This is a genomic window from Aeromonas crassostreae (genome assembly GCF_054052445.1).
The window spans coordinates 50,999-63,524 of sequence record NZ_JBSTYM010000005.1 but is presented as its reverse complement, the minus strand read 5'-3'; the positions used below and the strand labels follow the sequence as shown (position 1 = coordinate 63,524).

Annotated in this window: 10 protein-coding genes and 1 other RNA gene; 6 read left to right on the top strand and 5 right to left on the bottom strand. The window is 64.3% G+C overall.

What is annotated here, in order from left to right:
* Positions 1 to 7: 7 nt before the first annotated feature.
* The 4 genes from ACW5W4_RS05550 (at position 8) to tesB (ending at position 3,701) form a co-directional block, all read left to right on the top strand.
* On the top strand, positions 8 to 829 hold the full coding sequence (locus tag ACW5W4_RS05550; RefSeq protein WP_456688681.1) for a segregation and condensation protein A: 822 nt from the start codon (positions 8 to 10) through the stop codon (positions 827 to 829).
* A 137-nt stretch (positions 830 to 966) separates the two neighbouring features.
* Entirely contained in the window at positions 967 to 1,539 is a 573-nt protein-coding gene (scpB, locus tag ACW5W4_RS05545) for an SMC-Scp complex subunit ScpB (RefSeq protein ID WP_427261636.1), read from the top strand.
* A gap of 114 nt (positions 1,540 to 1,653) precedes the next feature.
* Positions 1,654 to 2,577, top strand: coding sequence for a 23S rRNA pseudouridine(2605) synthase RluB (gene rluB / locus ACW5W4_RS05540; protein ID WP_427261635.1), 924 nt, complete (start codon positions 1,654 to 1,656; stop codon positions 2,575 to 2,577).
* A 251-nt stretch (positions 2,578 to 2,828) separates the two neighbouring features.
* On the top strand, positions 2,829 to 3,701 hold the full coding sequence (gene tesB / locus ACW5W4_RS05535; RefSeq protein WP_427261634.1) for an acyl-CoA thioesterase II: 873 nt from the start codon (positions 2,829 to 2,831) through the stop codon (positions 3,699 to 3,701).
* A 384-nt stretch (positions 3,702 to 4,085) separates the two neighbouring features.
* On the opposite strand, the gene ACW5W4_RS05530 is transcribed toward tesB, so the two are convergent.
* The 3 genes from ACW5W4_RS05530 to ACW5W4_RS05520 all read right to left on the bottom strand — a co-directional run bounded on the left by ACW5W4_RS05530 (position 4,086) and on the right by ACW5W4_RS05520 (position 6,757).
* Positions 4,086 to 5,264, bottom strand: a complete 1,179-nt coding sequence (locus tag ACW5W4_RS05530) for a dicarboxylate/amino acid:cation symporter (RefSeq protein ID WP_456688680.1) — start codon at positions 5,262 to 5,264, stop codon at positions 4,086 to 4,088.
* Between the two features lie 200 nt (positions 5,265 to 5,464).
* Complete coding sequence (locus ACW5W4_RS05525; RefSeq protein WP_456688679.1) at positions 5,465 to 6,031, bottom strand: class I SAM-dependent methyltransferase; 567 nt, start codon at positions 6,029 to 6,031, stop codon at positions 5,465 to 5,467.
* A 93-nt stretch (positions 6,032 to 6,124) separates the two neighbouring features.
* Positions 6,125 to 6,757 carry a TetR family transcriptional regulator gene (locus ACW5W4_RS05520; RefSeq protein WP_427261631.1) on the bottom strand — a complete coding sequence of 211 codons (633 nt, stop codon included), beginning with the start codon at positions 6,755 to 6,757 and terminating at the stop codon, positions 6,125 to 6,127.
* Between the two features lie 159 nt (positions 6,758 to 6,916).
* Here ACW5W4_RS05520 and ACW5W4_RS05515 point away from each other — a divergent pair, with 159 nt between their 5' ends.
* Together ACW5W4_RS05515 and ACW5W4_RS05510 are read left to right on the top strand one after the other, a co-directional pair.
* A complete protein-coding gene (locus tag ACW5W4_RS05515) occupies positions 6,917 to 8,089 on the top strand; it encodes an efflux RND transporter periplasmic adaptor subunit (RefSeq protein ID WP_427261630.1) in 1,173 nt (390 codons plus the stop codon).
* Positions 8,090 to 8,106: 17 nt separating this feature from the next.
* Positions 8,107 to 11,256, top strand: a complete 3,150-nt coding sequence (locus ACW5W4_RS05510; RefSeq protein WP_456688678.1) for an efflux RND transporter permease subunit — start codon at positions 8,107 to 8,109, stop codon at positions 11,254 to 11,256.
* A 131-nt stretch (positions 11,257 to 11,387) separates the two neighbouring features.
* On the opposite strand, the gene ssrA is transcribed toward ACW5W4_RS05510, so the two are convergent.
* Together ssrA and smpB are read right to left on the bottom strand one after the other, a co-directional pair.
* Positions 11,388 to 11,747: a transfer-messenger RNA gene (ssrA, locus tag ACW5W4_RS05505) on the bottom strand.
* 221 nt (positions 11,748 to 11,968) lie between these two features.
* Entirely contained in the window at positions 11,969 to 12,457 is a 489-nt protein-coding gene (gene smpB, locus ACW5W4_RS05500; protein WP_041997675.1) for an SsrA-binding protein SmpB, read from the bottom strand.
* Positions 12,458 to 12,526: the final 69 nt, after the last annotated feature.

The window sequence follows — 12,526 nt, the reverse complement described above, 5'->3', positions numbered from 1 at the left end:
GGAGACGATGACGGTGATGGCCGCGCCCATCGCCACCGTCCTGGGGCAGCCCTATCATGAGCTGCCCCAGGATCTCTTCATCCCGCCCGATGCGCTGGAGGTGTTCCTCGAGACCTTCGAGGGGCCGCTGGATCTGCTGCTCTATCTCATCCGGCGCCAGCAGCTCGACATCCTCAACCTGCCTATCTTGCAGATCACCACCCAGTACATGGGTTATGTGGAGCTGATGCAGGAGCTCAACCTGGAGCTGGCGGCCGAGTACCTGCTGATGGCGGCCTGGCTCGCCGAGATAAAATCCCGCATGCTGCTGCCCAAGTCCCCCGAGCTGGCGGAGGAAGAGGAGGGGGAAGACCCCCGCGTCACCCTCATTCGCCGCCTGCAGGAGTACGAGCGCTACAAGGTCGGCGCCGAGCGGATGGACGCCCTGCCCAGGGTGGAGCGGGAGATCTTCATCGCCAGCGCCTTGCCGCCGGATTTCGGTGCCCTCAAGCCGCTCTCCCCCGATGTTTCCCTGGTGGAGCTCGCCCTCTATATGCAAAGTGTGGTAAAACGCGCGACGCATTTTGAACATCACCAGATCCGCCGCGAGCAGATCCCGACCCGGGTGCGGATGGCGGAGATCCTCGCCCTGCTCTCCCTGGGCCAGACCCTGCGCCTGGAGCAGGTGCTGCGGGCCGAGGAGGGGCGCATGGGGGTGCTGGTCACCTTCCTGGCCCTGCTCGAACTGTGCAAGGAGCAACTGATCTGGATCCTGCAGGCCGAGCCCCTGGGACCCATCCACTTCGCCCTGGCCAGCCAGACAGAGGAGGCGCCCCCCCATGTCCAGTGACACCAATGCCCCTTGGCCTTGCAAAGGGCGCGAGTTCATTAATTCGCCAGCGAACTTGTGGTATGCTGCGCCCCGCGATTTCGACCCGGAGCCCGGGCCCGGTCAGGCGCTGGCTGCGGGCGCGCAGGAGATGAATCATGGCCCTGCCTGCTGAGCGGCTCAAGACCCTGCTCGAGGCGGCGCTGTTTGTTGCCGGGCGCCCGCTGACGGTGAGCGAGCTCAAGGGGAGCGTGCTGGCGGATTACCCCGTCACCAGCCGCTATGTCCAGCTGCTGCTGGCGGAGCTCCGGCAGGATTACAGCGCGCGGGGGGTGGAGCTCAAGGAGGTCGCCTCCGGCTGGCGCTTCCAGGCCCGCCAGGAGTACGCCGAGGAGCTCTCTCGCCTGTGGAGCGAGCGGGCGCCCCGCTATTCGCGGGCCGTGCTGGAGACCCTGACGCTGATCGCCTACCGTCAGCCCATCACCCGGGCCGAGATCGAAGCGATCCGCGGGGTGGCGGTCTCGAGCCAGATAGTGAATACCCTGAAAGAGCGCGGCTGGGTGCGCAGCATAGGCCACAAGGAGGTGGTGGGTCGCCCCGAGCTGCTCGCCACCACCCGGGAATTTCTCGATTACTTTAACCTGCAGAGCCTGGAGCAGCTCCCCGAGCTGGACACCTCGCTGCAATCCCCCTTGTCGGCCATGGCGGGCGAGGGTCAGGACAATCCATGAGTGCCCCCGTCACGGGATGGCACCACAATCATGATGGCGGGGCCCGAGCCGGGATCCCGCCGTCGTTACCCTTGCCCGGGGTGCCGGGCGGGGATCAACAATCAGGTAACCCCGATGAGTGAAAAACTGCAAAAAGTGTTGGCCCGCGCGGGTCACGGCTCCCGTCGTGAGATGGAGGCCCTGATCACCGCAGGTCGGGTCAGTGTGGATGGCAAGGTCGCCACACTGGGGGATCGCGTCGAAGTGAACGCCGTGATCCGGGTGGATGGCCACCAGGTCAAGACCCGTGCCGCAGAAGAGCAGATCTGCCGCGTACTGGCCTATCACAAGCCGGAAGGGGAGATGTGTACCCGTCATGATCCCGAAGGCCGTCCCACCGTGTTTGATCGCCTGCCCAAGATGGAAGGCGCCCGCTGGATAGCGGTGGGGCGTCTGGACGTCAACACCTCGGGTCTGCTGCTGTTCACCACCGACGGCGAGCTGGCCAACCGCCTGATGCACCCGAGCCATCAGGTGGAGCGGGAATACGCGGTGCGGGTCTTTGGCGAGATCACCGAAGCCATGCTGCAGCGCCTGCGCAAAGGGGTGCAGCTGGAAGATGGCATGGCCAAGTTCAACAAGATCAAGCCCGCCGGCGGCGAGGGGCTGAACCAGTGGTTCAACGTCACCCTGACCGAGGGACGCAACCGGGAAGTGCGCCGCCTGTGGGAATCCCAGGAAGTGCAGGTGAGCCGGCTGATGCGCATCCGCTACGGCGACGTCAAGCTGGACCGCACCATTCCCCGCGGTGGCTGGATGGAGCTCAAGCTGCCCGAGGTGAACTACCTGCGCGGCCTGGTCAACCTGAACAACGAGACCGAATCCAAGGTGGATCTGCAGCAAGATGGCAAGAGCACCCGCCACAAGCAGGCCGCCCAGATCCGTCGCGCCGTCAAGCGCCACAAGGAGATGCAGGGCAAGGAGCCCCGCGCCCGCAGCGCGAGCGCCCGTCGCAAGCCGACCTCCTCGACCCGCAACTCCGGCACCGGCAGCAAGTAAGCGCCCGCCATGGCGCCGGTGGCCCGCCAGCTGCCTGTGCCACCAGCCGTCATCAAGGCCCGCACCCTCTGGTGCGGGCTTTTCGTTTCCGGCTCCCGCCGCTATTGCCCGCGCTTGAACCCCACAGGCAGAGGTCTCCTCCCCTTGCGCGAGGAAGGTTGGGAGGGGGGCTGCGGGAGAATGAGCGTCAGCAAGGTTGCCCTGCCGGGGTTGGCTTGTTAGCCTCTGCGGCATTGATACAGGAGAAACCAATGAGCAAGGTACTGGATGAGCTGCTGGCACTGCTGGCGCTCGAGAAAATCGAGGAGGGCCTGTTTCGGGGACAGAGCCAGGATCTCGGCCTGCGGGCCGTGTTTGGCGGGCAGGTGATGGGGCAGGCCCTGTCGGCCGCCAAGCAGACGGTGGCCAGCGATCGCCAGGTACACAGTTTCCACTCCTACTTCCTGCGTCCCGGCGATGCCAATCGCCCCATCATCTATGACGTGGAAAACATCCGCGACGGTCAGACCATCTCCACCCGCCGGGTCAAGGCCATCCAGGGCGGCAAGCCCATCTTCTATCTCAATGCCTCCTTCCAGGTGGAGGCCGAGGGTTTTGAGCACCAGATTGCCATGCCGGCGGGGATCCTGCCCCCCGAGCAGCTCAAGAGCGAGCTGGAGCTGGTGCGCCCCTACGAGCAGCAGATCCCGCCGGCCCTGCGCGACAAGATCCTGTGCGAGAAGCCCATCGAAATTCGCCCCGTGACCCTGGTCGACCCCATCCGTCCCGATGTGCACGAGCCCCTGCGCCACGTCTGGTTCAAGGCCAACGGCCAGATGCCCGACGATCAGCGGGTCCACAAGTATCTGCTGGCCTACGCCTCGGATTTCCACTTCCTGATCACCGCCCTGCAGCCCCACGGCGTCTCCTACTGGGAGCCGGACATGCAGGTGGCCACCATAGACCACTCCATGTGGTTCCACCGGGACTTCAGGCTCGATGACTGGCTGCTCTACGTGGTGGACAGCCCGAGTGCCAGTGCCGGGCGCGGTCTGGTGCGTGGCCAGTTCTTCACCCGCGACGGCGTGCTGGTGGCGAGCACGGCCCAAGAGGGAGTGATCCGCCGCCGCGCTGCGGATGCGTGAACGCCTCTTCACCCGTGACGGGGTGCTGGTGGCGAGCACGGCCCAGGAAGGGGTGATCCGCCGCCGGGCGATGGACGCGCGATAGCCTCTTCCCCCGTGACGGGGTGCTGGTGGCGAGCACGGCTCAGGAGGGAGTGATCCGCCGCCGCGCAGCAGATGTGTGAACGCCTCTTCACCCGTAACGGGGTGCTGGTGGCGAGCACGGCCCAGGAAGGGGTGATCCGCCGCCGCGCTGCGGATGCGTGAACGCCTCTTCACCCGTGACGGCGTGCTGGTGGCGAGCACGGCCCAGGAGGGGGTGATCCGCCGCCGGGGTTGAGACGTCGCATTCAGCCAACAAAAACGGGAGCCATTGGCTCCCGTTTTGCTGTTAGAGGTCGGCGTTCAGGCCGTGTCTCGTTCGGAGATGAGCCGGGTTTGCTCCCCCTGGGCGAAGCGATCGGCCCAGAGGGCGATGACGCCGTCCCCCGTGACGTTGCAGGCGGTGCCGAAGCTGTCCTGGGCCAGGTAGAGGGCGATCATCAGGGCGATGGAGGCCTCGCCGAACCCCAGCATGGAGGTGAGCAGGCCGAGCGCCGACATGACGCCGCCCCCCGGGGCGCCGGGCGCCGCAATCATGATGACGCCGAGCATCATGATGAAGGGCAGCATGGTGCCGTAGCCCGGGATGGCCAGGTGCTCGGAGAGATACATGACGGCGGTGGCGCAGGTCACCAGGGTGATGGTGGAGCCGCACAGGTGGATGGTGGCGCACAGGGGCACGGTGAAGTTGGCTATCCCCTCGCTCACCCCGTTCTGGCGGCTGGCGCGCAGGGCCACGGGGATGGTGGCGGCGCTGGACATGGTGCCCAGGGCGGTGAAATAGGCGGGCAGCATGTTTTTCAGCAGCAGGAGCGGCGAGCGGCCAAGCGCCAGCCCGGTGCCGAGGAAGAGCAGGCACAGCCAGATCCAGTGCATGACGATAGCCATCACCAGCACAACCCCGAAGGTCTTGAGGGTGGCGAACACTGTGCCCTCCACCGTCATCTCGATGAAGACACCGGCGATGTAGATGGGCAGCAGGGGGATGATCACCCGGGCCAGCAGGCGGTCGATGATGTCGCGGCCCTGATCGGCAATGCGGCGCAGGTCAGTGGCCTCGTTGGCGCTGATGCCGATGCCGAAGATGAAGGCGGCGGCCAGGGCCGACATCACCCCGAACAGCGGCGGTATCTCCATGCCGATGTAGGAGACCAGCTTGCTGGCGGGATCCGCGCTGGCGGTGGCGGCCTCGGTCAGGGTCGGGATCAGCTGGCGGGCCAGGGTGAAGGCGAAGGTGCCCGCCAAAATGGTGGAGCCATAGGCCAGGGCCACCGTCTTGCCGAGCAGCTTGCCGGAGTTCTTCGGCAGGCTGGCGATGCCGCTGGTGATGAAGAACAGGATGATGAGGGGGATGGTGAAGCCAATCAGCTGACCGATCACCGTCTTGGCGGTGAACAGCAGGCGGGCGACCCATTCCGGGGCGTAGAGGCCGAGCAGCAGGCCGGCGAGGATGCCGGCGAGGAGTTTGAGCACGAGTTTCATGGGACAGATCCGGTGTGAGTGTCTGATTTGTTATCTTATTCTGAATTTAGTGCGGCTTTTTAACACATATTCAGCCTTATGTCTGTCTACGCCTTGTTATGTCAGTGTTAAGTATTGTGTGGCACCCCCCGCCCTCCGGCGGGGCAGGCCCCGACGCATCGCCACCAGGGGGCAAGGAGGATGCGTGCCGAGCACAGCGGTCAGGGGGCGGTTTTTCGTAGCAGCAGGTGCAGCCAGGGGGCATCCGGCGAAGGGCGCTCCCCGCCGAGTGTGGAGGAAGCCAGACGGGGCAGGGGCGCCAGCCAGCGGCGCGTCTCGCAAAGGCCGTGGGCGGCAAACGGGGGGGGGCCCTCATCCAGGCCGAGGGAGGCAGGGAGGTTGCAGTAGAGCAGGCCGCCCACCTTGAGCAGGGCGCCAAGTCGCGCCAGCATTGCCGCCAGCCGCGCCGGCTCGCACCCCGGATCAGGCAGCAGGTCGCAGGCCCAGATGCCGTCGAAGGGCACCACTGTGGTCAGGGTCAGGATGTCGCCGACCCGCACCGGCAGAGCGCCATGGCGGGAGGCGCGCCGGGCAGCGGCCAGATCCCGCTCGATGGCGCTGACCACATGACCCTCTAGCTGAAAATGGCGGGCATCCTGCCCCTCGCCGCAGCCCGCATCCAGCAGATGGGCCCCGGGCGGGAGCTCGACCAGGAAGGCGCGATAGAGGGGCGCGCGCGCGATGCAGAGGGCATGGAGGTCGGCGGTGGTGGCGTCTGGCAGAGGCATCTGTGAGATCCTGGGCTGGAGGCGGGGGGGCATGTTAACAAGGCCGGGGGCGGCCATGCCAGGGGTTGTTCACCCTGGGCGCCCCCGGCGCCGTCACGGACGGGTGGGGGGCATGTGACGCAACTGGTTGAACAGGCAGTCGAGCAGATAATCGGCCTCGGCGGCCAGGTCGATGTGTTCGGGAAAATGCAGCCAGTTGAGGATGTAGCCATCCAGGGTGCAGTGGAGCAGGGTGGCGGCGCGTCCCAGATCCAGACTGGCGGGGAGCTGGCCGCGGCGTACGCCATTGGCGAGGGATCGCTCCAGATCCTGGGTGAAGCGCCGGGACTGCTGGCGGATGTGCTCGCGCAGGAAGAGGGCCTCCCCCTCTATGGTCTCCAGGCTGAACATGATGGCGAACATCTGGCGATGACCGGGATCCCGGGAGATCTTGATGAGGGCACTGTGCAGAAAGGTGCGCAGGCGCCCCAGGGGATCCGGTTCCTGGGGATCCAGGCTGGCATCAAGCTGGTGGGAGAGGGGGGCGCACAGCTCTTCCCACAGGGCGATGAACAGCTCCTCCTTGTTCTTGAAATGCCAATAGATGGCGCCCCGGGTCAAGTCCGCCACCCGGGCGATGTCGGTGAGGCTGGTCTTGGCCAGGCCCTGGCGGCAGAACAGATCCAGTGCCGTGTTCATGATATGGCAGCGGGTCTGCTGGGCTTCTTCTTTGGTGCGTCTGGCCATCTCGTTTCGCTTAGTCCCAAAAGGGCGATTTTAATAACAAAAACCAATATACATACATTCGTGAATGTATGTATATTGCCTCATCTTAGCCCATTTACCAAGGGGGCCCCGTGTTTCCCCCCATGGTCATTCGTCAGTAGATAGAGGATCAGGTGCTCCATGCATAAAAATAAAATTGCCCGTTCAGTCGGGCTGGCCTTGTTGGCCGCCGGCTTGCTGGCGGGCTGTGGCGAGAAGGGTGCCGCCGAGGCACCGGGCCAGATGCCCCCGACCTCGGTCGAGGTGATCACCCTGCACACGGGTCCGCTGCAGCTCACCACAGAGCTGACCGGCCGCACCGCGGCCCTGCGGGTCGCCGAGGTGCGTCCCCAGGTGAGCGGCATCGTGCTCAAGCGCCTCTTCACCGAGGGTTCGGACGTCAAGGCCGGCGATCTGCTCTACCAGATCGACCCCTCCCTCTATGAGGCCGAGCTGGCCTCCGCCCGCGCCAACGTCGCCAAGGCCCAGGCCAACGAGCGTACCGCCCAGCTCAAGGCCAAGCGCTATGAGTCCCTGCTCAAGGTGAGATCCATCAGCAGCCAGGACTATGACGACGCCCTGGCCAGCTGGAAGCAGGCCCAGGCTGAGGTGATGGCCGCCAAGGCCGCCCAGCGCACCGCAGAGATCAATCTGGGCTACACCCGCATCACGGCGCCCATCAGCGGCCGCATCGGCACCTCAGCGGTGACCGAGGGTGCCCTGGTGACCGCGCAGCAGGCGACGTCCCTGACCACCATACAGCAGCTCGATCCCATGTATGTGGATGTGCGCCAGTCCACCGCCGACCTGCTGCGCCTCAAGCGCCAGGTGGCGGCGGGCAAGTTGACCGCCGGCCAGTCTGACGATGCCAGGGTGAGCTTCCAGCTCGAGGATGGCAGCGACTATGGCGAGTCCGGCGAGCTGCAGTTCTCCGACGTCAGCGTGGACGAGACCACCGGCATGGTGGCCCTGAGGGTGATAGTGCCGAACCCGCAGCAACTGCTGCTGCCCGGCATGTTCATGCGCGCCACCCTGAAAGAGGGCGAGCGCAGTCAGGGCCTGCTGGTGCCGCAGGCCGCGGTGACCCGCACCCCCAATGGCGGGGCCAATGTGATGGTGGTGACGGCGGATAACAAGGTCGAACAGCGGGAGATCCAGATAAGCCGCATCATCGGCAGCAGCTGGGTGGTGGAGTCCGGTCTCAAGGCGGGTGAGCGGGTGATCGTCGCCGGTCTGCAGAAGGTCAGGCCCGGCGCCGATGTGGCCCCCAGTGAACAAACCGTGCAGGCGCAAGTCGCCCCGGCCAACAAGTAGGATGGAGTAGTCGCCTCATGGCACGATTTTTTATAGATAGACCCATATTTGCCTGGGTGATCGCCTTGGTGATCATGCTGGCGGGGGGCCTGGCAATCCTGACGCTGCCGGTCTCCCAGTACCCCACCATAGCGCCGCCTGCGGTGGGGATCTCTGCCAGCTACCCGGGGGCCTCTGCCAAGACGGTGGAAGACTCGGTGACCCAGATCATCGAGCAGAACATGACGGGGCTGGATCACCTGCTCTACATGTCTTCCCAGTCCGATTCGTCCGGCAATGTGTCGGTCACCCTGACGTTCCAGCCGGGCACGGATCCCGACATCGCCCAGGTGCAGGTGCAAAACAAGCTGCAACAGGCCACCTCGCTGCTGCCGCAAGAGGTGCAACAGCAAGGCATCCGGGTGCAGAAGACCTCCAGCAGCTTCCTGATGGTGGCGGGCTTCATCTCCACCGACGGCAAGATGAGCAACGATGACCTCTCCGACTATGTGGTCTCCAACATCAAGGAGCCCCTGAGCCGCCTGGACGGGGTGGGGGACATCACCCTGTTCGGCAGCCAGTACTCCATGCGGGTCTGGCTGGATCCCCATCGTCTCAACCGGGTGCAACTGACCCCGACCGACGTGCAGGCGGCGATCCAGAGCCAGAATGCGCAGGTGGCCTTCGGCAAGCTGGGGGGCACCCCTTCGGTGAACGATCAGCAGTTTACCGCCACCATCATGGGCCAGACCCGGCTCTCCACCGTGGAGCAGTTCAACAACATACTGCTGCGGGTCAACCAGGATGGCTCCAAGGTACGGCTCCAGGACGTGGCCCGGGTCGAGCTGGGGGGCGAAAACTATGACGCCGATGCGCTCTACAACGGCCAGCCCACCTCGGCGGTCGCCATCAAGCTGGCGACCGGTGCCAACGCCCTGGATACCGCCGAGCAGGTGAAGGCCAAGATAGAAGAGCTCTCCCGCTACTTCCCGAGCAACATGAAGGTGGTCTACCCCTACGACACCACGCCGTTCGTGCAGATCTCCATCGAGGAGGTGGTCCAGACCCTGGTCGAGGCGATCTTCCTGGTGTTCTGCGTCATGTATCTGTTTTTGCAGAACTTCCGTGCGACCCTGATCCCGACCATCGCTGTGCCCGTGGTGCTGCTGGGGACCTTCGGCATCATGGCGGCGTTCGGTTTCTCCATCAACACCCTCACCATGTTCGGCATGGTGCTGGCCATTGGCCTCCTGGTGGATGACGCCATCGTGGTGGTGGAGAACGTGGAGAGGCTGATGAGCGAGGAGGGGCTCTCCCCCCTGGAGGCGACCCGCAAGTCCATGGATCAGATCACCGGCGCCCTGGTGGGCATCGCCCTGGTGCTCTCCGCCGTGTTCGTGCCCATGGCCTTCTTCGGCGGCTCCACCGGCGCCATTTATCGCCAGTTCTCCCTGACCATCGTCTCGGCAATGGTGCTCTCTGTGCTGGTGGCCCTGATCCTGACCCCGGCCCTGTGCGCCACCCTGCTCAAACCCATGAAGCACGGCGAACACGCCAGCCATCGCGGCCTGTTCGGCTGGTTCAACCGCATGTTCGACGCCAGTGCCGAGCGTTATCGCCGCGGCGTGGGCAAGGTGATCAGGCAGGGGGTACGTTACGGCATCATCTATCTGGGGATGCTGGCGGTGCTGGCGGTGCTCTTCATGCGCCTGCCCACCTCCTTCCTGCCGGAGGAGGATCAGGGGGTCATCATGTCCATGGTGCAGCTGCCGGTCGGTGCGACCAAGCAGCGCACCGAGGCGGTGCTCGGCGAGATGCGCGACTACTTCCTCGAGAACGAGAAGGACAACGTGGAATCTGTGCTGACGGTGGCGGGCTTCAGCTTCGCCGGTAGCGGCCAGAACAGCGGCATGGCCTTCATCAAGTTGAAAGACTGGGGCGAGCGCCAGGGTGAAGCGCGCAGCGCCAATGCCATCATTGGCCGCGCCATGGGCTATCTGTTCAGCATCAAGGAGGCCCAGGTGTTCGCCTTCAACCTGCCTCCCATCCCGGAGCTGGGCACGGCCACCGGCTTTGACTTCTACCTGCAAGATCGCGGCGGTCTGGGTCACGAGAAGCTGATGGAGGCCCGCAACCAGTTGCTCGGCATGGCGGCGCAGGATCCCAACCTGGTGCGGGTGCGCCCGAACGGGATGGAAGACACCCCCCAGCTCGACATCCAGATCGACTACGAGAAGGCGCTGGCCCAGGGGCTCTCCATCAGCGACATCAACAACACGCTGTCGGCGGCCTGGGGTTCTTCCTATGTGAACGACTTCATGGATCGCAACCGGGTCAAGAAGGTCTACATGCAGGCGGATGCGCCGTTTCGGATGAACCCCGAAGATCTCAAGCTGTGGTACGTGCGCAACGGCGAGGGCAAGATGGTGCCCTTCTCGGCCTTCGCCAGCACCCAGTGGAGCTATGGTTCGCCCCGTCTTGAGCGCTACAACGGCGTTCCCGCCATGGAGATCGTCGGTGAGGCGGCCCCCGGCAAGAGTACGGGTGACGCCATGGCGGCCATCGAGCGGATGGTGTCCCAGCTGCCCGAGGGGATCGGCATCGAGTGGACCGGCCTCTCCTTCCAGGAGCGTCAGGCCGGCTCCCAGGCGCCGGCGCTCTACGCCATCTCGCTCTTGGTGGTCTTCCTCTGCCTGGCGGCCCTGTACGAGAGCTGGAGCATTCCGTTCTCCGTCATGCTGGTGGTGCCGCTCGGGGTGCTGGGGGCCATAGTGGCCGCCACCCTGCGGGGCCTGGAGAACGACGTCTACTTCCAGGTGGGTCTGCTCACCACGATCGGGCTGTCGGCCAAGAACGCCATCCTCATCGTCGAGTTCGCCAAGGAGCTCCATGACAAGGGCATGGCTCTGGGTGAGGCCGTGGTCGAGGCGGCGCGCCTGCGACTGCGCCCCATCTTGATGACCTCCCTGGCCTTTATCCTCGGGGTACTGCCGCTGGTCATCAGCAGCGGGGCGGGGGCGAGCAGCCGCAACGCCATCGGTACCGGCGTCATGGGCGGCATGATCAGTGCCACCGTGCTCGCCATCTTCTTCGTCCCCCTCTTCTTCGTGCTGGTGATGCGTTACTTCACCAAGAAGAGAGAGGATCAAGAGGGCGAGACGCCGATCAGGGCGAGCAAGCAGGCGTGAGCCGGCGCGTGAACCGATGAATCGCAGATGCAAGAGGGAGGCCTGGCCTCCCTCTTCTTTTGTGGGGTTGGGCATGCTCATCGCCCATAGAAAAAGAGCCACTTCTTGCGAAGTGGCCCTTTCCAAACGTTTGGTGGAGCTGGGGGGATTTGAACCCCCGTCCAAAATTACTACATCCTCGGCACTACATGCTTAGTCACTCTTTACATTCGCCAACCCGCTGCGGAGAGACACGCCACGAATCAACTAGCTCGATTGGTTTTAATGCTTCCGCCCCGAGCAGGACTTCCACACGATCCTGTGAAGGATGACCTTCCGATTCCCTAGGACACAGGCAAGCTAGGGTAGAAGGGCTCAGCGCAGGTTATTAAGCTGCGAGTGCGTAGTTTTCGTCGTTTGCGACTATTTTTTTGCGGTTTATTAACGAGGCCTACCGCACCTCGGCATGCACCTTGGGTTTCGTGAATCTTGTCGAATCCAGAATCAGCCCCAAGTTGTTAAGAGGGATTGTACGCAAAAAACCAGCCATGGCAAGGCGTTGGCCGGCAATGAGCCAAATTGGCCGGTCGTTTGCCGATTTATTACTCGCTATGACGGGTCTGGGCCGTGTTGGGGGGAGATGAACCCCCGTCTGCCATGGCGCGACGCAAGAAGCAGCACGCCGGACACAAGGTCCGGCGTGGCAGCAAGGCGCTAACCTGGGCAAGGGTCATCAGCCCAGGCGCTTGTTCTTCATGATGCGGGACTTCTCGCGATCCCATTCGCGGGCCTTGGTGTCTTCCCGCTTGTCGTGCTCTTTCTTGCCCTTCACCAGGCCGATCTCGACCTTGACCCAGCACTGCTTCCAGTAGAGGGAGAGGGGCACTATGGTGTAGCCCTGACGGGCGGTCAGGCTCTCGAGCCTGTCTATCTCGCGGCGGCTCAGCAGCAGCTTGCGGGTGCGGGTCGGGTCGCACACCACATGGCTGGAGGCGGCATTGAGCGGCAGGAAGCTGGCGCCGAACAGGAAGGCCTCTCCCTGCAAGAAGATGACATAGGCTTCGCTGATGTTGGCCTTGCCCGCCCGCAGGGATTTGACTTCCCACCCTTGCAGCGCCAGGCCCGCTTCGACCTTCTCTTCGATGAAGTATTCGTGGCGCGCGGCTCGGTTGAGGGCAATGGTGCTGGACCCGGCTTTGTTTTTACTGTTTTTTTTGCTCATGACGGGCGCCTTCGGCGATGACGTGGAAGGCGCATTATACGTGGGTGGCGGCGGCTGTAAAACGCGCAG

Bases quoted from the DNA above. Each gene is read 5' to 3' on its own strand.
- ACW5W4_RS05550 (WP_456688681.1), top strand. From the start codon at position 8: ATGACGGTGATGGCCGCGCCCATCGCCACCGTCCTGGGGCAGCCCTAT.
- scpB (WP_427261636.1), top strand. From the start codon at position 967: ATGGCCCTGCCTGCTGAGCGGCTCAAGACCCTGCTCGAGGCGGCGCTG.
- ACW5W4_RS05515 (WP_427261630.1), top strand. From the start codon at position 6,917: ATGCATAAAAATAAAATTGCCCGTTCAGTCGGGCTGGCCTTGTTGGCC.
- ACW5W4_RS05520 (WP_427261631.1), bottom strand. From the start codon at position 6,757: ATGGCCAGACGCACCAAAGAAGAAGCCCAGCAGACCCGCTGCCATATC.
- ACW5W4_RS05510 (WP_456688678.1), top strand. From the start codon at position 8,107: ATGGCACGATTTTTTATAGATAGACCCATATTTGCCTGGGTGATCGCC.
- rluB (WP_427261635.1), top strand. From the start codon at position 1,654: ATGAGTGAAAAACTGCAAAAAGTGTTGGCCCGCGCGGGTCACGGCTCC.
- ACW5W4_RS05530 (WP_456688680.1), bottom strand. From the start codon at position 5,264: ATGAAACTCGTGCTCAAACTCCTCGCCGGCATCCTCGCCGGCCTGCTG.
- ACW5W4_RS05525 (WP_456688679.1), bottom strand. From the start codon at position 6,031: ATGCCTCTGCCAGACGCCACCACCGCCGACCTCCATGCCCTCTGCATC.
- smpB (WP_041997675.1), bottom strand. From the start codon at position 12,457: ATGAGCAAAAAAAACAGTAAAAACAAAGCCGGGTCCAGCACCATTGCC.
- tesB (WP_427261634.1), top strand. From the start codon at position 2,829: ATGAGCAAGGTACTGGATGAGCTGCTGGCACTGCTGGCGCTCGAGAAA.